Here is a 19521-nt window from a genome sequence, read left to right as displayed (position 1 = left end):
AGCAACGAAGGGGAACCCATGGACGCCGATGCCCCGCTGCACGTTCTGGTCGTCGACGACCATCCGATCTGGCGGGACGGCATCGCGGAGAAGTTGGGGGCGGCCGGCCTCACCGTGGTGGGCACGGCCGGTGACGGTGCCCAGGCGCTGCGGGTGGCGAAGGCGACGCGGCCGCGGGTCGCGCTGCTCGACCTGCACCTGCCGGACCTGCCCGGGGCGGAGGTGACCCGCCGGCTCCTGGCGGCCGACGGGGCGATCCGCGTGCTCGTACTCTCGGCGAGCGGGGAACGCCAGGACGTCCTCGACGCCGTGACGGCGGGCGCGACCGGCTACCTGACCAAGTCGGCATCCCTCGACGAGGTGATCGCGGCGGTGCGCTCGGCCGCGGCCGAGGAAGCGGTGTTCACGCCCGGGCTGGCGGGCCTGGTGCTGGGCGAGTACCGCCGCCTGGTCGGCGCGCCGGAGCGGGAGACTCCCCGGCTGACGAACCGGGAGACCGAGGTGCTGCGGCTGGTCGCCAAGGGCCTGACCTACCGCGAGATCGCCGAGCGGCTCGTGCTGTCGCACCGGACGGTGCAGAACCACGTGCAGAACACCCTGACCAAGCTGCAACTGCACAACAAGGCCCAGCTGGTGCGCTACGCGCTGGAGCAGGGTCTGGACTGAGTGCTTTGCAGAGGATTGCTGCAATCACTGGTGGAGCGGGCCCGTGGAGCTGCGGACCACCAGCTCGGGCCGGAAGACCAGCTCGGTGTGCGGGGCCCCGACGCCCTGGATCTCGTCCAGAAGGCTGCGTACGGCGACCAAGGCCATGTCGCGGACCGGCTGGCGGACCGTGGTCAGCGGCGGATCGACGTACGCCATCAGCGGCGAGTCGTCGAAGCCGATGACGGACACGTCCGCGGGAACCCGCAGGCCCCGCTGCCGGGCCGCCCTGATCGCCCCGATCGCCATCATGTCGCTGCCACAGCAGATCGCGGTGCACCCCTGGTCGAGCAGTCGCTTCGCCGCCGCCTCCCCGCCTTCGACCGTGAAGATGGTGTTGACGATCCAGTCGTCCGCGTCGGCGATCCCGAGGCGCTCGGTCATCCCCCTGCGGTAGCCCTCGGTCTTCCGGATGACGGGCACGAAACGCTCCTGGCCTACGGCGAGCCCGATGCGCCGGTGGCCAAGGTGCGCCAGGTGCGCCACGGCCAGCTCCATGGAGCCGGCCTCGTCGCTGGAGACGAACGTGGCGTCGACCCCTTCGGCGTAGCCGTTGATCAGCACGATCGGGAGCCCGCGATCGGTGAGGCGCTTGTAGCGGCCGTGGTCGGCCTGCGAGTCGGCGTGCAGCCCGGAGACGAAGACGATCCCGGAGACTCCGCGTTCGAGCAGGAGGTCGGTGTAGTCGTCCTCGTTGATGCCTCCGGGCGCCAGCGCGCCGAGCACCGCGGTGTAGCCGTGCACGGCCAGGGTGTTCTCGATGACCTGCGCGAAGGCCGGGAAGATCGGGTTGTCCAGCTCGGCGACGATCAGGCCGATCAGCCCGCTGCGCGGCCGTAGGCGGACGGGGCGTTCGTACCCGAGGACGTCGAGCGCGTCGAGGACCGCCTGCCGTGTGGCCGGCGCGACGCCCTGCCTGCCGTTGAGCACCCGGCTCACGGTCGCCTCGCTCACTCCGGCTTGGGCGGCGATGTCCGCCAGGCGCATGCTCACATGCACGAATGTACCGCCGGACGGAATGGACCGGCCTGGCTCCGTTGCAGCACTCTTTCGCAAGGTTGCTGCAAGGTCTTGCTGTCAACCGGCGGAGGGGTTAACGTCGCGGCAACACAGCGGTCGCCAGACCCTCGGGGGGACCCCGCCCACTCTCCTCACCCCAGGAGGCCCCGCAATGCTGAAACGCCTGCTGCCCGCGCTGGCCGTCGCGCTGGCGGCCACGATCGCGCCCGTCGCCCGCGCCGCACCCGCGGCGGCCTCGCCCACGGGCGACCACGACGTCATCGCCAACCTCTTCGAGTGGAACTGGAACTCCGTCGCCGCCGAGTGCACGAACGTGCTGGGCCCCCAGGGCTACGGCGCGGTCCAGGTCGCCCCGCCGGAGGACTCCCTCACCCGTAGCGGCCACCCGTGGTGGGAGGTCTACCAGCCCGCCGACTACGACGTGAACAGCCGCATGGGCACCCGGTCGCAGTTCGCCGCCATGGTGTCGGCCTGCCACACCGCGGGCGTCAAGGTGTACGCGGACGCGGTCATCAACCACATGACCGGTCAGGGCAGCACGAGCTACGGCGGCAAGAGCTTCTCGAAGTACGACTACCCGGGCATCTACTCCTCGGCCGACTTCCACAACTACCCATCGGACTGCCCGGAGTCCGACGACCAGATCCACAACTGGAACGACTACACCGAGGTCACCAAGTGCGAACTGAGCAGCCTTTCGGACCTACGCACCGAGTCCGACTACGTGCGCGGGAAGATCGCCGGCTACCTCAATGACCTGCTGTCCCTCGGCGTGGACGGTTTCCGGGTGGACGCCGCCAAGCACATCGGCGCGACCGACCTGGCGGCCATCGAGGGCAAGCTCACCAAGTCGGCGTACATCTACCAGGAGGTCATGCCCGGCAGCGGCGGCAGCCTCGCGCCCAGCGCCTTCGAGGGCACCGGTGACCTGCTGGAGTTCGTCTACGGCCAGAAGCTCAAGGAGCAGTTCAACGGCACCATCGCCAACCTGCAGAGCTTCGGGCAGTCGTGGGGCATGGAGCCGAGCGACAAGTCGGTCGTCTTCGTCGCCAACCACGACACCGAGCGGAACGGCAGCACGCTGTCCTACAAGGACGGCACCAAGTACCGGCTGGCCACGATCTTCTCGCTGGCCTGGAACTTCGGCACCCCGCAGGTCTACTCCGGCTTCGACTTCAGCGGCACCGACGACTCTCCGCCCGCCGACTCCAATGGGTACGTCACCGGCACGAACTGCGCGAGCGGCTGGCAGGGCTGCCTCGACCGCGTGCTCGGCGGCATGGTCGGCTGGCACAACGCGGTGAAGGGCACGTCCGTCACGAACTGGTGGTCCGACGGTTCCAACCAGATCGCCTTCGGGCGCGGCGCGAAGGGCTACGTCGCGATCAACAACTCCGGTGGCACGCTGAGCCGTACGTTCGCGACCGGCCTGCCCGCCGGGACGTACTGCGACGTCATCGGCGGCGGGGTGTCCTCCGGCAAGTGCACCGGCACGGCCGTCACGGTCGACGGCTCCGGCAACGCGACCTTCTCCGTGAACCCGGGCGGTGCCGTCGCGATCGACGTCGCGGTCACCGGCACCGGCGGCACCACCGGCGTCGTCCAGGTGACGTTCAACGAGTACGCGACGACCTACTACGGGCAGAACGTCTTCGTCGTCGGCTCGATCCCCGCACTGGGCAACTGGGCTCCGGGCAGCGCCGTCGCGCTGTCGTCCGCGGGCTACCCGACCTGGTCCGCCGCCGTGTCCCTGCCGGCGAACACCGCCTTCCAGTACAAGTACATCAAGAAGAATCCGGACGGTTCGGTCACCTGGGAGTCCGATCCCAACCGGTCGTACACGACCGGGTCCGGTGGCACCGCCACGATCAACGACAGCTGGCGCTGACCCGCGTAGCCGCCCGGGACGCGTCGCGTCCCGGGCGGCTGCCGCCTATGGCGCGGGAACGCCGTGCCGCTCGGGGTTCGACAAGATCGTCGAACCCTTGCGCCCGTGGGAGCGCTCCCAGATTCCGGTTTCTTTCCTATAACACCCCATTGCGCCACATTGGTGACGGGCTTAACATCTCGGCAATCGAAGCGCTTCGACAGGAGCGGACCTTGGTAAAGATCTCTGACGTGGCCCGCCACGCCGGCGTCTCCCCCAGCACGGTGTCCTATGTTCTCAGCGGCAAGCGGTCGATCTCCGACCAGACCCGCCGCCGGGTCATGGACAGCATCCGGGCCCTGGGCTACCGCCCGCACGCCGGTGCCCGCGCGCTGGCGAGCAACCGCTCCAACGTCATCGCCCTCGTCGTCCCGCTGCGCTCGGGCATCCACGTGCCGATCGTCATGCAGATGGTGATCGCGGCCGTGACCACCGCCCGCACCTACGACCACGACGTCCTCCTGCTGACCCAGGACGAAGGCATCGGCGGTCTCGAGCGGGTGGCCGGTTCGTCCCTGGTCGACGCGATCCTCGTGATGGACGTCGAGATGCACGACGTACGGCTGCCGGTGCTGCGCTCGCTGGACCGGCCGTCGGTGCTCATCGGCTTCCCCGCGGACCCGTCGGGGCTGACCTGCATCGACTGGGACTTCGAGGCGGCGGGTGCGGCCTGCGCCGAGCACCTCGCCGACCTCGGGCACCGCGAGATCGCGCTGATCGGCGCGCCGCCCGCGGTGTACGAACGCGGCACCGGCTTCGCCGAACGGACGAAGGCGGGCTTTCAGCGGGCCGCCGCCGAACGCGGCGTCCACGCGGTCGTCCGGCCCTGCGACCCGGAGCACGCCGGAGAGACCGCCGCCGACCTCCTCCGTGACCATCCGGGCCTGACCGGCATCGCGGTCCACAACGAACCGGCCGTCGAACCGCTGCTCACGGCGTTCCGCGCGAGCGGGCGCCGCATCCCCGACGACCTGTCCGTGATCGCCATCGCTCCCGACGACCTCGCGGAGCGGCTCGACCTCACCTCGATCTCCATCCCCGCCGAGGAGCTCGGCCGGCAGGCGGTCGCCGTGCTCATGGACAAGCTGAACGGCGACCAGGCACCTGGCGCCACCCTGCTCCCTTCCCGCCTCGTCGCCCGGTCCAGTACCCCGGCGGCCTGAAACGTGACCGATACCGAATCCCGTACGCCTCTGCGTCATTGAAGCGCTTCGACGTTTCGCACACCCCCTGGAGGAATCCCGATGTTCAAGGCGACAAAGGCGCTCGCGGCCCTGACCGCGGGTCTGCTGGCCCTGTCCGCGTGCGGCGGTGGGGGCGGCGGTGGCTCTTCCTCGAAAGAGCTGAAGCTGTGGCACTACGAGACCCAGGACAGCGCCATGGGGGTGGCGTGGAACCAGGCGATCAAGGAGTTCGAGCAGACTCACCCGGGCGTCAAGGTGAAGTTCGAGGAGAAGGGCTTCGAGCAGATCCAGAAGACCGCCCCGATGGTGCTGAACTCCAAGGACGCCCCGGACATCCTGGAGTACAACAAGGGCAACGCGACCGCCGGCCTGCTGTCCAAGCAGGGGCTGCTCACCGACATCAGCTCCGAGGTGACCAAGCGCGGCTGGGACAAGATGCTGCCCGCGAACGTCGCCGAGACCGCGAAGTACGACGCCAAGGGCGTCATGGGCGGCGACAAGTGGTACGGCGTCCCGAACTACGCCGAGTACCTGCAGGTGTACTACAACAAGGCGCTGTTCGATAAGTACGGCGTGAAGGTGCCGACGACGTTCGACGAGTTCACCAAGGCGATGGACACCTTCACGAGCAAGGGCGTCACCCCGCTGTCCAACGCGGGCGCGGAGTACCCGGCGCAGCAGTACCTCTACCAGCTCGCGCTCAGCAAGGCGGACCGGCCGTGGGTCGACCGGTTCGAGCGCTACACCGGCAAGACCGACTTCCACGACCCGGCGTGGACCTACGCCGCCAACACCTTCGCCGACTGGGTGAAGAAGGGCTACATCGCCAAGAACTCCTCGGGCACCAAGGCCGAGGACGCGGGCACCGCGTTCATGGCCGGCAAGTTCCCGATGTTCTTCTCCGGCAGCTGGTGGTACGGCCGCTTCGAGAAGGAGATCAAGAACTTCCAGTGGGACACGTTCCTCTGGCCGGGCAGCAAGATGACGCTCGGGTCGAGCGGCAACCTCTGGGTCGTCCCGAAGGGGTCGAAGAACAAGGACCTCGCCTATGACTTCATCAACATCACGATGAAGAAGGAGATCCAGAACACGCTGGCCAACAACGGCGGCGTGCCGGTCGCGGGCGACCCCTCCGGCGTCACGGACCCGAAGAACAAGAAGCTCATCCAGAACTACCAGACCCTCGCCAACAGCGACGGCCTGGGCTTCTACCCCGACTGGCCGGCGCCGGGCTACTACGACGTGCTCGTGGCCGGGACCCAGAAGCTGATCACCGGCACCGCGTCGCCGAGCTCGGTCCTGGACGGCTTCGCCAAGCCGTACAACGAGAACCTCTCGAACATCGGCCACTGAGCGACACCGCCGACCGCGGAAGGCGGGTGGCCCGACGGCCGCCCGCCTCCCGTACCGGAGAACCACGATGACTCAAACCCTGAGCGCGCCGCCCGCGACGGCCGTGCACAAGCCCGCCCGGCGGCCGCGCAACGGCCTGCCCTACTCCGTCTACCTGATCCCCAGCACGGTCCTGTTCATCGGCGTCATCCTCGTGCCGTTCGTGATGAACATCGGCTTCAGCCTGACCAAGTGGGACGGCATCGGCTCGCCGCAGTGGGTCGGGCTGGACAACTACACCAAGCTGATGTCCGACGGCGCCTTCTGGTCGTCGTTCGCGCACAACGTCGCGCTCGTCATCGCCATGGCGATCATCCCGTTGATGATCGGGCTGGTCCTGGCGTCGGTGCTGTTCGACGTCATCGCCAAGCGGTTCGGCCCGCGCACGACCGCGGTCCTGCGGGCCTGCGTCTACCTGCCGCAGGTGCTGCCGTTCGCGGTGGCCGGCATCGTGTGGGCCTGGATCCTCGCCCCCGACAACGGCGCGCTCAACGCGGTCCTCAAGGCGGTCGGCCTGAAGTCGCTCCAGGAGGACTGGCTGGGCGACCCGAAGCTCGCGCTCTACACGGTGATGGGCGTGCTGGTCTGGGTGCAGATCGGCTTCCCGCTCGTCGTCTTCATGGCGGGCCTGCAGCGGGTCGACCCCTCGCTGTACGAGGCCGCCGACATCGACGGCGCGTCGTGGTGGCGGAAGTTCTGGTACATCACGATCCCGCAGATCCGCCCGGAGATCTACGTGGTGCTGCTGACCTGCACGGTCGCCGCCATCAAGAGCTTCGACAAGGTCTTCATCCTGACGAAGGGCGGCCCCGGCGGGGCGACGAACGTGCCCGCCTACTACTCGTACCAGAACTTCTTCGAGAAGACCCAGGTCGGCTACGGCGCCGCGATCGCGACCGTGCTGACGCTCATCATCGTCGTGGTCATGGCGGTGCTGATCAGCCGCCAGAACAAGGCCGAGGAGGCGGATCGATGACCTCCATCACCGCGGCGCGGCGGTTGCGACCGGCCGCGCACCGCAGGACGCCAGGGGCCTGGGCGGTGCTCGTGTCGCTGGCCGTGCTCGCGGTCGTGATGCTGCTGCCGTTCGTCATCATCACGTTCAACGCGTTCAAGAGCCCGGCCGAGTACTCGAGCCACGGCCCGCTCAGCGTGCCGAAGGGCTTCTACCTGCAGGGCATCAAGGACTTCTGGGAGCGCGTCGACTTCGGCGCGAAGCTCGTCAACAGCCTGGTCATCAGCGGCTCGGTCGCCGTGCTCGCGGTGATCCTCTCGGTGCTGAACTCCTACGCCCTCGGCATCGGCCGGATCAAGGGCCGAGTGTGGATCCTCGTGCTGTTCCTGCTGGCCAACACGATGCCGCAGGAGGTGCTGGTCTACCCGCTGTACTTCCTGTCGAAGAAGGTCGGCCTGTACGACACGCGGCTGAGCGTCATCATCATCTTCACCGCGATCCAGACGGCCTTCGGCACCTACCTGCTGTCGTCGGTGCTGTCGACGTTCCCCCGGGAGATCCTCGAGGCGGCGCGGATGGACGGCGCGGGCCGGTTCCGCATCCTGTGGCGCGTCGTCGTGCCGATCAGCCGCCCGACGCTCGGTGTGCTGTTCGTCTTCTTCTTCATCTGGACGTGGAACGAGTTCTTCCTGCCGATGATCTTCCTGATCTCCAATGAGAACCAGACCGTTCCGGTAGCGCTCGGAACGCTCTTCGGCCAGAAGATGATGGACGCCACGATGACCAGCTCGTCGGCCCTCCTCGGCATCATCCCGGCGGTCGTCTTCTTCCTGATCTTCCAGCGCACTCTCACCCGCGGCATCACCGTCGGTGCCGTCAAGTAAGAGAAGGACCCCTCTTTGAAGTTCACCGATGGCTACTGGATGCTGCAGGACGGCGTGCAGGCCTCGTACCCGATCGAAGTCCTCGACGTGCAGGCCGCGCCCGACTCGCTCAGCGTCTACGCGCCGACCCAGCACATCCGGCACCGGGGCGACCTGCTCAAGGGACCGCAGCTCACGCTGACCTACTCCTCCCCCATGCCGGACGTCATCGGGGTGACGGTCACCCACTTCGACGGCGAGGTGCCGCGCGAGCCGAGGTTCCGGCTGACCGAGGAGCCGGGCGGCGTCGACGTCGCAGTCGATGACGAGGCCGCCGTCCTGACCTCCGGCGCGCTGTCCGTACGGGTCGCCCGCACCGGGTCCTGGCGCGTCGACTTCTCCGCCGGCGGCCGGGTCCTCACCGGCGGCGGCGAGAAGACCACCGCCATGGTGGAGACCGGCGACGGCCGTCACTACATCCGCGAGCAGCTCGACCTGGGTGTCGGCCACCACGTGTACGGGCTGGGTGAGCGCTTCGGCCCGCTGGTGAAGAACGGCCAGACCGTCGACGTCTGGAACGCCGACGGCGGCACCGCCAGCGAGCAGGCCTACAAGAACGTGCCGTTCTTCCTGACCGACGCCGGCTACGGCGTCTTCGTCGACCACCCCGGCCACGTGTCGTACGAGGTGGCGTCGGAGGCCGTGACGCGCACGCAGTTCAGCGTCGCGGGCCAGTCGCTGCGCTACTTCGTCATCTACGGGCCGACGCCGAAGGACATCCTGCGCAAGTACACCGCGCTGACCGGCCGCCCGGCCCGGGTCCCGGCCTGGTCGTACGGGCTGTGGCTGTCGACGTCGTTCACCACGTCGTACGACGAGGAGACGGTGTCGAGCTTCATCGACGGCATGGCCGAGCGCGACCTGCCGCTGTCGGTGTTCCACTTCGACTGCTTCTGGATGCGCGAGTTCCACTGGTGCGACTTCGAGTGGGACCCGCGGACGTTCCCCGACCCGGAGGGCATGCTGCGGCGGCTGAAGGCGCGCGGCCTGAAGATCTGCCTCTGGATCAACCCGTACATCGCGCAGCGTTCCAGGCTGTTCGAGGAGGGCAGGGCGCGCGGCTTCCTCGTCAAGAAGCCGAACGGCGACGTGTGGCAGTGGGACAAGTGGCAGCCCGGCATGGGCCTGGTGGACTTCACCAACCCCGAGGCCCGCGAGTGGTACGCCGCGAAGCTCGGCGCGCTGCTCGACATGGGCGTCGACTGCTTCAAGACCGACTTCGGCGAGCGCATCCCCACGGACGTCGTCTACTTCGACGGCTCCGACCCGGAGCGGATGCACAACTACTACACGTACCTGTACAACGAGACCGTCTTCGAGCTGCTGCGCAAGCGGCGGGGCGAGGGCGAGGCCGTGGTGTTCGCCCGGTCGGCGACGGCCGGGTCGCAGGCGTTCCCGGTGCACTGGGGCGGCGACTGCGAGTCGACGTTCGAGGCGATGGCCGAGGACCTGCGCGGCGGGCTGTCGCTGAGCATGTCGGGCTTCGGCTACTGGAGCCATGACATCGGCGGCTTTGAGGGCACGCCCGACCCCGCGCTGTTCAAGCGGTGGATCGCGTTCGGGCTGCTGTCCTCGCACAGCCGGCTGCACGGCAGCGGCTCCTACCGGGTGCCGTGGCTGTTCGACGAGGAGGCCGTCGACGTCCTGCGCGTCTTCACGAAGCTGAAGGCGCGGCTCATGCCGTACGTCCTGGGCGCGGCGCGGGAGACGTACGGCGAGGGCGTCCCGATGATGCGCCCGATGGTCGTGGAGTTCCCCGGCGACCCGGCCGTGAGCCACCTCGACCGGCAGTACATGCTCGGCGGGGACCTGCTGGTCGCGCCGGTGTTCTCGGCCGACGGCGAGACCGCCTACTACGTGCCCGAGGGCACCTGGACGCACGTCCTGACCGGCGAGCCGGTGACCGGCGGGCGCTGGGTGCGGGAGCGGCACGACTTCCTCAGCGTCCCGCTGCTGGCCCGGCCCGGTTCGGTCGTGCCGGTGGGCGCGGTCGAGGACCGCCCCGACTACGACTACGCCGACGGCGTCACCCTGCACGCCTACGCGCTGCCGGACGGTGCGCGGGTCACCACCGAGGTCCCGGACACCGCCGGCGAGGTCGCGGCGACCTTCACGACGGCGCGGGACGGCGACGCGGTCACGGTCACCGCCCAGGGCGCGACGAACTGGCGGGTGCTGCTCGTCGGCGTCCGATCCGGCGACGTCCAGGGCGGTACGGTCGGCCGGCACGACCAGGGCCTCCTCGTCGAGGCCACCGGCGACACCGTCACGATCGGGGGGATTTCATGACCGAGTTCCTGTGGGGCGCGGCGACGGCGGCGTACCAGATCGAGGGCGCGGCGCGCGAGGACGGCCGGGTGCCGTCGATCTGGGACACCTACAGCCACACGCCGGGCCGGGTGCTGAACGGCGACACCGGCGACGTGGCCGCCGACCATTACCACCGGTGGCCGGAGGACGTCGAGATCATGCGTGAGCTCGGCCTGGGGGCGTACCGCTTCTCCATCGCCTGGCCGCGCGTCCACGACAAGCGCGGGATCGACTTCTACTCCCGGCTCGTCGACGCGCTGCTCGAGCGCGGGATCAAGCCGGTCGCCACCCTCTACCACTGGGACCTCCCCCAGGAGCTGGAGGACGCCGGCGGGTGGACCGCCCGGGACACCGCCTTCCGGTTCGCCGAGTACGCCGAGCGGATCGGCGCGGCGCTCGGCGACCGCGTCCACCTGTGGACCACGCTGAACGAGCCCTGGTGCTCGGCGTTCCTCGGCTACGGCTCGGGCGTGCACGCGCCCGGCCGGACCGACCCCCTCGCCGCGCTGACCGCCGCGCACCACCTCAACCTCGCGCACGGCCTCGCCGCGCGGGCCCTGCCCGGCCGCGTGTCGGTAACCCTCAACCTGCACCACGTCCGCGGCGAGGACACCGACGCAGTCCGCCAGGTCGACGCGGTCGCCAACCGCGTCTTCCTCGGCCCGATGCTGGACGGCGCCTACCCCGCCGACCTCCTCGACGACACCCGGCAGATCACCGACTGGTCGTTCGTCCAGGACGGCGACGAGGCGACCTGCAACGCACCGATCGAGGTGCTCGGGGTGAACTACTACTCCCCCACGCTCGTCCGGCGCTGGGACGGCGCGTCCTCCCGGGACACCGCCGACGGGCACGGCGACGGCACGGCGTCGCCGTGGGTGGGCTGCGACGACATCGACTTCGTGCGGCAGCCCGGCCCGTACACCGAGATGGGCTGGCCGATCGACGCGACCGGCCTGACCGAGCTGCTGCTTCGAGTGCACCGCGACCACCCCGGCGTCCCGCTGATGATCACCGAGAACGGCGCGGCGTTCGACGACCGCGTCGACGCGGACGGCCGGGTACGCGACCAGCGCCGGATCGACTACCTGCGCGACCACTTCGCGGCGGTCGGGCGGGCGCGCGCGGCCGGAGCGGACGTGCGCGGCTACTTCGTCTGGTCGCTGCTGGACAACTTCGAGTGGGCGTACGGCTATTCGAAGCGGTTCGGCATCGTGCACGTCGACTACGCGACCCAGAAGCGCACCTGGAAGGACAGCGCGCACTGGTACCGCGACGTCATCGCGGACTCGCCTGAGGGTCCACGGCCGTAAGGCCATCACTGTTCTTCGGGGGCACCGTTGTCGAAGCGCTTCGACTAACAGGAGGTCGTAGCTAGTGAGATTCCGACCCCGGGTTTCCGTGATGCTCGGCGTGGCCATGGTGGCCTCGCTCGGGCTGACCGGTCCGGCCCATGCCAAAGAGACCTATCCCTTCCAGAATCCCCGCCTACCGCTCAAGACCCGCGTCGACGACCTGCTCAAGCGGCTGACCGTCGACGAGAAGATCTCTCTGCTGCACCAGTACGAGCCGGCCATCCCCCGGCTCGGGATCAAGCCGTTCAAGACCGGCACCGAAGGTCTGCACGGCGTCGCGTGGTCCACCGACATCCACAACAACGGCGCCGTCGTCACCGCGAACGGCACGGTGTTCCCGCAGGCCATCGGCCTGGCCTCGACGTGGAACCCGGCGCTCATCAAGAAGGTCGGCTCCGCCGTCGGCGACGAGGCGCGGGGCTTCAACTCCACCAACCCGGACGTGTGGGGCCTCCAGCTCTGGGCGCCGGTCGTCAACCTGCTGCGCGACCCGCGCTGGGGCCGCAACGAGGAGGGCTACTCCGAGGACCCGTACCTCACCGGTGCGATCTCCACGGCGTACGGCTCCGGCATCGAGGGACCCGACAAGGACCACCTCAAGGCCGCGCCCGTCCTCAAGCACTACCTCGCCAACAACAACGAGGTGAACCGCGACATCACCTCGTCGGACCTGCGCCCCCGGGTGAAGAACGAGTACGACGAGAAGGCCTTCTCCCCCGCCATCTCCGCGGACGCGGCGACGGGCGTGATGGCGTCGTACAACCTGGTCAACGGGCGACCCAACACCGTCAACCCCGACCTGAACGACGCCGTGCGCTCGTGGACCAAGCGTGACCTGCTCAACGTCACCGACGCCGGCGCCCCGAACAACCTGACCGGCAGCGAGAAGTACTACGCCACCCAGCCGGAGGCGGACGCCGCGCTGATCAAGGCCGGCCTCGACAGCTTCACGGTGGACGACACCAACGCCGGCCCGACCACCGCCGCGGTCAAGTCCGCGCTGTCGCAGGGCCTGCTCAAGCAGTCCGACCTGGACACCGCCGTGTCGCACATCCTGAGCCTGCGCGTCCGGCTCGGCGACTTCGACCCGGACGGCGGCCCGTACGCCAAGATCGGCAAGAGCGTCATCAACAGCCCGGCCAACCAGGCGCTGGCCCGGCAGACCGCCGACCAGGCCGCCGTGCTGCTGAAGAACTCCGGGAACGCCCTGCCGCTGGACGCCGCGAAGACCAAGAAGGTCGCGGTGGTCGGCCCGCTGGAGAAGACCCTCTACACCGACTGGTACTCCGGCTCCCTGCCGTACAAGGTCACCCCGCTGGACGGGATCAAGCAACGGCTCGGCGCGGGCGGCACCGTCACCGACAGCGAGGGGGCCGACCGGATCGCCCTCAAGGACACCAAGACCGGCAAGTACATCACCGCCGGGACCGGGGCGTCCGGAGCCGCGCTGAAGGAGAGCGCCACCAGCGCCGACACCACGACCCAGTTCGACGCGTTCGACTGGGGCCAGGGCAAGCTGACCCTGCGGAGCGTCGCCAACGGCAAGTACGCCGGCCGGTACAACTGGGGCGACACCATGGTCAACGACCAGGACCAGCCGAACGGCTGGTTCGTCCAGCAGATGTTCTCGCTTGAGAAGCAGGACGACGGCAGCTTCCTGCTCCGCTACTCCGGCTACGAGGCCGACGAGTCCTGGTTCGGCGACAAGAAGTACCTCAAGGCGTCCGACGACGGCACGCTCGTCCTGGCCACGAAGGCCGACGCGTCGCACTTCAGCAAGGACACGATCAGCAGCGGCGCGGACGAGGCGGTCAAGGCCGCCAAGGGCGCGGACGCGGCGGTCGTGGTCGTCGGCAGCATGCCCTTCATCAACGGCCGGGAGGCGCACGACCGTACGACGATGGCCCTCGCCGAGAGCCAGGAGAACCTGATCAAGGCGGTGCGGGCGGCCAACCCCAACACGATCCTGGTCGTGGAGAACAGCTACCCGACCACGCTCAACTGGGAGCAGCAGAACGTCCCGGCGATCCTGTGGACGACGCACGCCGGCGCGGAGACCGGGCACGCCCTCGCCGACAACCTCTTCGGCGACAGCAACCCGGCCGGGCGGCTCACCCAGACGTGGTACCGCTCGGAGGGCGACCTGCCCGACATCCTCGACTACGACATCATCAAGTCGGACCGCACGTACCTGTACTACAAGGGCCAGACGCTCTACCCGTTCGGCTACGGCCTGTCGTACACGAGCTTCCGCTACGGCGGGCTGCACGTGAGCAAGGCGGGCGGGCGGATCACCGCGAACGTCCAGGTCACCAACACCGGCAAGCGCGCGGGTGACGAGGTCGTCCAGCTCTACACCCACCAGCGGACGTCACGCGACAAGCAGCCGGTCAAGGAACTGCGCGCGTTCCAGCGAGTGCACCTGGCCCCCGGGCAGACCACGACGGCGCGGCTGACGTTCAAGGTGTCCGACCTGGCGCACTGGGACGTCACCCGGGACAAGAACGTCGTGGAGACGAGCGACTACGACGTGCTCGTCGGCTCGTCCTCGGCCGACATCCGGCAGCGGTCCGCCGTGCGCGTCCAGGGCGAGACCATCCCCGCGCGGAACCTCGCCGCGCAGACCCGCGCCGTCGACTTCGACGACTACAAGGGCGTGCGCCTCGTCGACGAGACGAAGGTGCGCGGGGACGCGGTCGGCGCGGCCGACGGCACCTGGGTCGAGTTCGCCGGCGCGTCGCTCGGCTCGGGCGCGTCGACCTTCACCGCCTCGGCCGCCAAGGCGAGCACCGGAGACGGCTCGATCGAGGTCCGTCTCGACTCGCCGACGGGCCCGCTCGCCGGCACCGCGACGGTGTCCAGCACCGGTGACGTCTACAAGTACGCGACCACGACCGCCGCACTGCACGGCGCGACCGGCCGCCACGACGTCTACCTGGTGTTCCACGGTGACCTGCGGGTCAGCACCTTCTCGCTGAAGTAAGCGAGCCCGGCCGCCGTCCCGTCCGGGGCGGCGGCCGCCACCAGCGGGGGCGCCCCGTCCTGGCCCCAGGAACGCGGGGCGGGGCGCCCCGTCCAATCGGGGGACCGACCGTTCCGGCTTCACCACCGCCACCGGAGGCCCGGCTCGTGAAAGTCAGACTCCTCGCCCTTTTGACCGCCGTCATCGCGTCGCTCGCGCTCGCGGTGTCGCCCGTCTCCCCGCCGAGCGCCGCCGCCGCGCCCCGGCACCGGGTGACGTACGACCACTACTCCGTCTCGATCGACGGGCAGCGGGTGCTGCTGCGGTCGGCGGAGTTCCACTACTTCCGGCTGCCGAGCCCTGACCTGTGGCGCGACGTGCTGGAGAAGTACAAGGCGGCCGGGTTCAACACCGTCTCGCTGTACTTCGACTGGGCGTACCACTCGCCCAAGGCCGGGGTGTACGACTTCACCGGCGTCCGTGACGTGAACCGCCTGCTGACCATCGCGCAGCAGGCCGGCCTGTACGTCATCGCGCGCCCGGGGCCGTACATCAACGCCGAGACCACCGGCGGCGGCTTCCCGGCCTGGCTGAAGAACGTGCCGGGACGGGCCCGCAGCAGCGCGCCCGGCTACACCGCCGCCTACCAGGACTGGCTCGGCCACATCGACAAGATCATCGCGCCGCACCAGATCACGCGCGGCGGCTCGGTGATCCTCTACCAGGCCGAGAACGAGTACGCGGCGAACACCGACGCGGCGTACATGGAGGACATCCAGAAGAAGGCGCGCGCCGACGGCATCGACGTGCCCACCATGCACAACGGCTGCTGCGACGCCGCTTCCTGGACCTCGACGTGGGCTTCCGGGCAGGGCGCCGTGGACATCCCCGGCATGGACGATTATCCGCAGGGCTTCGACTGCGCCAACGCCGACACGAGCTGGGGACCGTGGGGCGTCGGTCAGACAGAGCGGCTGCGCGACGACACCCCGGTGTTCGCCGCGGAGTACCAGGGCGGCTCGATCGACCCGGACAACGCCGGCATGGACAAGTGCCGGGAGCTGACCGGCCCGAAGTTCATGAAGTTCTTCTACAAGTCGAACCTCATCTCGTCCGGCGCGACGGCGTTCAACTACTACATGGGCTTCGGCGGCACCAACTGGGGCTGGCTGGCCCAGCCGAACGACGTCTACACCTCCTACGACTATGGTGCGGCGATCACCGAGAACCGGCTGCTGAGCGACAAGTACGACGAGTTCAAACGGCAGAACTTCTTCCTGAGCTCGGTCGCGCCGCTGACGAAGACCGACCCGGTCACCGCTCCGGCGTCCTCGGACAAGGCGATCGAGACGGTCGCGCGCGCCAACCCGGACACGCACACACAGTTCGTGCTCGTCCGGCACAGCGACCACGCGGCGACCACCGACGACTCGGCCACGCTCGACTGGACCACGCCGGACGGCCACTACTCCGTGCCGGTACGGGTCAAGGGCCGGGACGCCAAGGTGCTGATCGCCGGGTACGACCTGGGCGGCCAGCGGCTCGTCTGGTCGAACTCGGAGCTCATGACCAATACGACGGTGGGCGGACGGGACATCGCGGTGCTGTACGGCACCGACGGCACGCAGGGCTCCACGGTGCTGCGCTACTCCTCCCAGCCGACCGTGAAGGTCCTCGCCGGTTCGGTGAAGTCGTCGTATGCGAATGGTGACCTGCGGCTCGACTACACCCACTCCGGGCTCGCCCGCGTGCTGATCAGCGGCGGCGGACGCCGGCCGCTGCTGCTCCTGCTCGGCACCGACGCCGAGGCGGCGAAGTTCTGGCAGTCCGGTCCGGCGCTCGTGCGCGGCACGTCGCTCGTCCGCTCCGCCACCGTGGCCGGGCGGACCGCGTACCTGCGCGCCGACACCGCCAAGGCCGAGGACGTCGAGGTGTTCGCCGACGCCAGCCGCCTCGTGGTGAACGGCTCGCCGGTACGGACGCGGGTGACCCCGAGTGGGTCCTTGCTGGGCACGCTGCCCGGCCCGAAGGCGGTCCATCTGCCCGCGCTGACCGGCTGGCGGTCGAAGACGGAGTCACCCGAGGCGCAGCCCGGCTTCGACGACTCCGGCTGGGTGAGTGCGTCGAAGACGACGACCGAGAGCCCGCTGAAGCCGAAGACGCCGACCGTGCTGTACGCCGACGACTACGGCTACCACTACGGCGACGTCTGGTACCGCGGCCGGTTCACCGGTACCGGCGGGGAGACGAAGGTGTCGTTGAACGCCTTCACCGGCAAGCGCGGCTCGTACCTCGTCTGGCTGAACGGCCGGTACCTCGGCTCGGCCATGGGCGGCGTCCAGGCCGACTCCGACTCGCCGGTCAACCCGGACCCGGGCCGTGGTGACTTCACGATCCCGGCGGGCCTGGTGAAGGCGGGACAGCCGGCCGTGCTGTCCGTGCTGGTGGAGAACCAGGGCCACAACGACGACTGGATCGCCGACGACAACCGGTTCAAGCAGCCGCGCGGCCTGTACGGCGTGTCCGTCGAGGGCTCGACCGCCCCGATCTCCTGGAAGATCCAGGGTGCCAGGGGCGGTGAGAACCTCGTCGACCGGACGCGCGGCCCGCTGAACAACGGCGGCCTGTACGGCGAGCGCGAAGGCTGGCCCCTGCCCGCGTACGACGACCGGTCCTGGACGGCGAACGCCGCCACGCAGGTCGCGCCCGGCGTGACCTGGCAGCGCACCTCCTTCCACCTCGACCTGCCGAAGGGCCAGGACGTGCCGATCGTCCTGCGATTCGGCGGCCCGGTCGGCAAGGGCTACCGCGTGCAGATCTTCCTCAACGGCTGGAACCTCGGCCAGTACGGCGGCGACATCGGCCCGCAGACCGACTTCACGCTGCCCGCCGGTCTGCTCCGGCAGCACGGCCGCAACACCCTCGCCCTCGCGGTCGTCGCCCGCACCGACGCGACGCCCGCACCGGTGAGCCTGGTCGCGCTCGACAACGAGCGCGGCGGCGTGCCGGTGTCCGACGTCCCCTCCCCTAGCTGATCTCCGCGGGTCCGTGGCCGGGCCGATGCCCGGCCACGGACCCGGAAAGGGAATCGACCGATGACCTCGCAGATCCCGAGCCGGCGCGCCTTCCTGGCCGCCACCGCCACGGCGGCCGGAGCGGCTGCCCTCCCCCTGACCGCCGCCTCGGCCGCCCCTCTCGGCCAAGGCAACCGCTATGCGCTGCAGCGCCGCTTCGTCGACTGGCGCTTCGGTATGTTCCTGCACTTCAACATGGGCACCTTCCACGACGCCGAGTGGGTGGACCCGAAGCAGGACCCGATGTCGTTCAACCCGGCGAAGCTGGACTGCGACCAGTGGGCCGACGCCGCCAAGGCCGCCGGGATGCGGTTCGCCGTGCTCACCGCCAAACACCACGACGGCTTCTGCCTGTGGCCGTCGAAGTACACGAAGTATTCGGTCGCGAGCAGCCCCGTACGGCGCGACATCGTGCGCGAGTACATGGACGCCTTCCGCTCCCGCGGCATCACGCCCTGCCTGTACTTCTCGATCTGGGACCGGACCAACGGCGTCGGGCCGACCGGGTTCGACGACCACCCGCCGATCACCCGCGCGAACATCGAGTTCGTCAAGAACCAGCTCACCGAGCTGCTCACCCGGTACGGGCGGATCCCGGTGCTCATCTTCGACGGCTGGGCGTGGCACTGGGCGTTCGACCAGCAGTCACTGCCGTTCTCCGAGATCCGCGAGCACGTCGCCTCGATCCAGCCCGACTGCCTCGTCCTGGACCTCAACGGGCTCACCGTGCCCTGGCACTCGGAGCTGCTGTTCTTCGAAGAGCCGAAGGGCGGCGTCTTCTGCCCGCCCGGCAACACCTACGCCGCCTCCCAGGGCCAGACCATCTCCCCGTCCGGCTGGTTCTGGCACCCGTCGACCCCGTCGAACCTGCTGACGGCCGACCAGATCGTCGACGGTCATCTGAAGGTGTTGGAGCCCCGGTACGCGACGTTCATCCTCAACTGCCCGCCCAACACCGACGGCCTGCTCGACGACGGCGTGGTCACCGTGTTGAAGGACGTCGGGAAGCGCTGGCGGCCGGACCTCTCCCGCCCACCGCTGCCCGCCCAGCCGGACGTCCTCCGCCACCCGCTCACGCCGGTCTCGGCCACCGCGACCAGCGGCGACGCCGCCAAGGCGGTCGACGGCCACAGCGACTACGGCTGGAACGGCCAGGCCGACCAGACGCTGTGGACGACCACGGACCCGCTCCCGCAGGCGGTCACCCTCGACCTGGGACGGCGCTACTCCGGCATCGACACGTTCACCTATCTGCCCCGGCAGGACACGGTGACGGCGTACTCGTTCGACGAGTTCGTCACCACCGGCAACATCACCGCCTACCGCGTCTCGGTCAGCGTCGACGGCACGACCTTCAGGCCGGTCGCGAAGGGCACCTGGGCCGCCGACCACACCTTGAAGCGCACGCGGTTCAAGCCGACGACCGCCCGATACGTCCGGGTGGAGGCCCTGTCCGCCGTCGGCGGCGCCGCCATCGCCGGCCAGTTCGACTGCGGCGGCACCGACCGCTGCCCCCGGCCCGCCTGACCGCCTGGTCTGCCGGGGCGCCCGCGCTCCGTGCTCCCTTCCAAAGTGGGCACGGAGCGCGGGTGCCTGTTAATGACCGGCAGTCGATGGAACAATAGGCCCTCGGGCCCATTCGAAGTCACCCGAATAGGGCCCCTGGCACTAACCCAAAGTCACGCCTTCCCGAAGCCGCGTCGTATCGCTACCT

At 69.4% G+C, this 19521-nt stretch carries 12 protein-coding genes; 11 read left to right on the top strand and 1 reads right to left on the bottom strand.

All coding sequences use genetic code 11. From position 1 onward, the window contains the following. Positions 1 to 18 precede the first annotated feature (18 nt). Positions 19 to 666: a response regulator gene (locus ACYVF7_RS13680; protein WP_460357896.1), complete on the top strand. Its 648-nt coding sequence runs from the start codon at positions 19 to 21 to the stop codon at positions 664 to 666. A gap of 24 nt (positions 667 to 690) precedes the next feature. Here ACYVF7_RS13680 and ACYVF7_RS13675 read toward each other — a convergent pair whose 3' ends face one another. After that, the gene (locus tag ACYVF7_RS13675) at positions 691 to 1692 is read right to left on the bottom strand and encodes a LacI family DNA-binding transcriptional regulator (RefSeq protein WP_460357893.1); all 1002 of its coding nucleotides are present in this window, start codon (positions 1690 to 1692) and stop codon (positions 691 to 693) included. A 184-nt stretch (positions 1693 to 1876) separates the two neighbouring features. Here ACYVF7_RS13675 and ACYVF7_RS13670 point away from each other — a divergent pair, with 184 nt between their 5' ends. The 10 genes from ACYVF7_RS13670 (at position 1877) to ACYVF7_RS13625 (ending at position 19334) form a co-directional block, all read left to right on the top strand. Then, positions 1877 to 3613 (top strand): carbohydrate-binding module family 20 domain-containing protein, encoded by a 1737-nt coding sequence (locus ACYVF7_RS13670; protein ID WP_460339478.1) that lies wholly within the window; start codon positions 1877 to 1879, stop codon positions 3611 to 3613. Positions 3614 to 3825: 212 nt separating this feature from the next. Next, entirely contained in the window at positions 3826 to 4815 is a 990-nt protein-coding gene (locus ACYVF7_RS13665) for a LacI family DNA-binding transcriptional regulator (RefSeq protein WP_460339476.1), read from the top strand. 81 nt (positions 4816 to 4896) lie between these two features. Beyond that, entirely contained in the window at positions 4897 to 6189 is a 1293-nt protein-coding gene (locus ACYVF7_RS13660) for an ABC transporter substrate-binding protein (protein WP_460339474.1), read from the top strand. Between the two features lie 67 nt (positions 6190 to 6256). Then, on the top strand, positions 6257 to 7204 hold the full coding sequence (locus tag ACYVF7_RS13655; protein WP_460339472.1) for a carbohydrate ABC transporter permease: 948 nt from the start codon (positions 6257 to 6259) through the stop codon (positions 7202 to 7204). After that, entirely contained in the window at positions 7201 to 8067 is an 867-nt protein-coding gene (locus ACYVF7_RS13650; protein ID WP_460339470.1) for a carbohydrate ABC transporter permease, read from the top strand. Before ACYVF7_RS13655 ends, ACYVF7_RS13650 begins: the two co-directional genes overlap by 4 nt. A 15-nt stretch (positions 8068 to 8082) precedes the next feature. Beyond that, positions 8083 to 10395, top strand: coding sequence for an alpha-xylosidase (gene yicI / locus ACYVF7_RS13645; protein WP_460339468.1), 2313 nt, complete (start codon positions 8083 to 8085; stop codon positions 10393 to 10395). Further along, the gene (locus ACYVF7_RS13640; RefSeq protein WP_460339467.1) at positions 10392 to 11729 is read left to right on the top strand and encodes a GH1 family beta-glucosidase; all 1338 of its coding nucleotides are present in this window, start codon (positions 10392 to 10394) and stop codon (positions 11727 to 11729) included. The genes yicI and ACYVF7_RS13640 overlap by 4 nt, the downstream gene beginning before the upstream one ends. A gap of 64 nt (positions 11730 to 11793) precedes the next feature. Next, positions 11794 to 14754, top strand: a complete 2961-nt coding sequence (locus ACYVF7_RS13635) for a glycoside hydrolase family 3 protein (RefSeq protein WP_460339465.1) — start codon at positions 11794 to 11796, stop codon at positions 14752 to 14754. A gap of 146 nt (positions 14755 to 14900) precedes the next feature. Continuing rightward, positions 14901 to 17768, top strand: coding sequence for a beta-galactosidase (locus tag ACYVF7_RS13630; RefSeq protein WP_460339463.1), 2868 nt, complete (start codon positions 14901 to 14903; stop codon positions 17766 to 17768). Positions 17769 to 17828: 60 nt separating this feature from the next. Further along, entirely contained in the window at positions 17829 to 19334 is a 1506-nt protein-coding gene (locus tag ACYVF7_RS13625) for an alpha-L-fucosidase (protein ID WP_460339462.1), read from the top strand. Positions 19335 to 19521: the final 187 nt, after the last annotated feature.

This window comes from Actinoallomurus acanthiterrae, from assembly GCF_054775715.1.
This window is presented reverse-complemented; position numbering and strand designations above follow the sequence as displayed.

Coding starts and splice junctions, on each gene's coding strand:
- ACYVF7_RS13670 (WP_460339478.1), top strand. CDS start 1,877: ATGCTGAAACGCCTGCTGCCCGCGCTGGCCGTCGCGCTGGCGGCCACG.
- ACYVF7_RS13675 (WP_460357893.1), bottom strand. CDS start 1,692: ATGCGCCTGGCGGACATCGCCGCCCAAGCCGGAGTGAGCGAGGCGACC.
- ACYVF7_RS13655 (WP_460339472.1), top strand. CDS start 6,257: ATGACTCAAACCCTGAGCGCGCCGCCCGCGACGGCCGTGCACAAGCCC.
- ACYVF7_RS13680 (WP_460357896.1), top strand. CDS start 19: ATGGACGCCGATGCCCCGCTGCACGTTCTGGTCGTCGACGACCATCCG.
- ACYVF7_RS13640 (WP_460339467.1), top strand. CDS start 10,392: ATGACCGAGTTCCTGTGGGGCGCGGCGACGGCGGCGTACCAGATCGAG.
- ACYVF7_RS13660 (WP_460339474.1), top strand. CDS start 4,897: ATGTTCAAGGCGACAAAGGCGCTCGCGGCCCTGACCGCGGGTCTGCTG.
- ACYVF7_RS13625 (WP_460339462.1), top strand. CDS start 17,829: ATGACCTCGCAGATCCCGAGCCGGCGCGCCTTCCTGGCCGCCACCGCC.
- ACYVF7_RS13650 (WP_460339470.1), top strand. CDS start 7,201: ATGACCTCCATCACCGCGGCGCGGCGGTTGCGACCGGCCGCGCACCGC.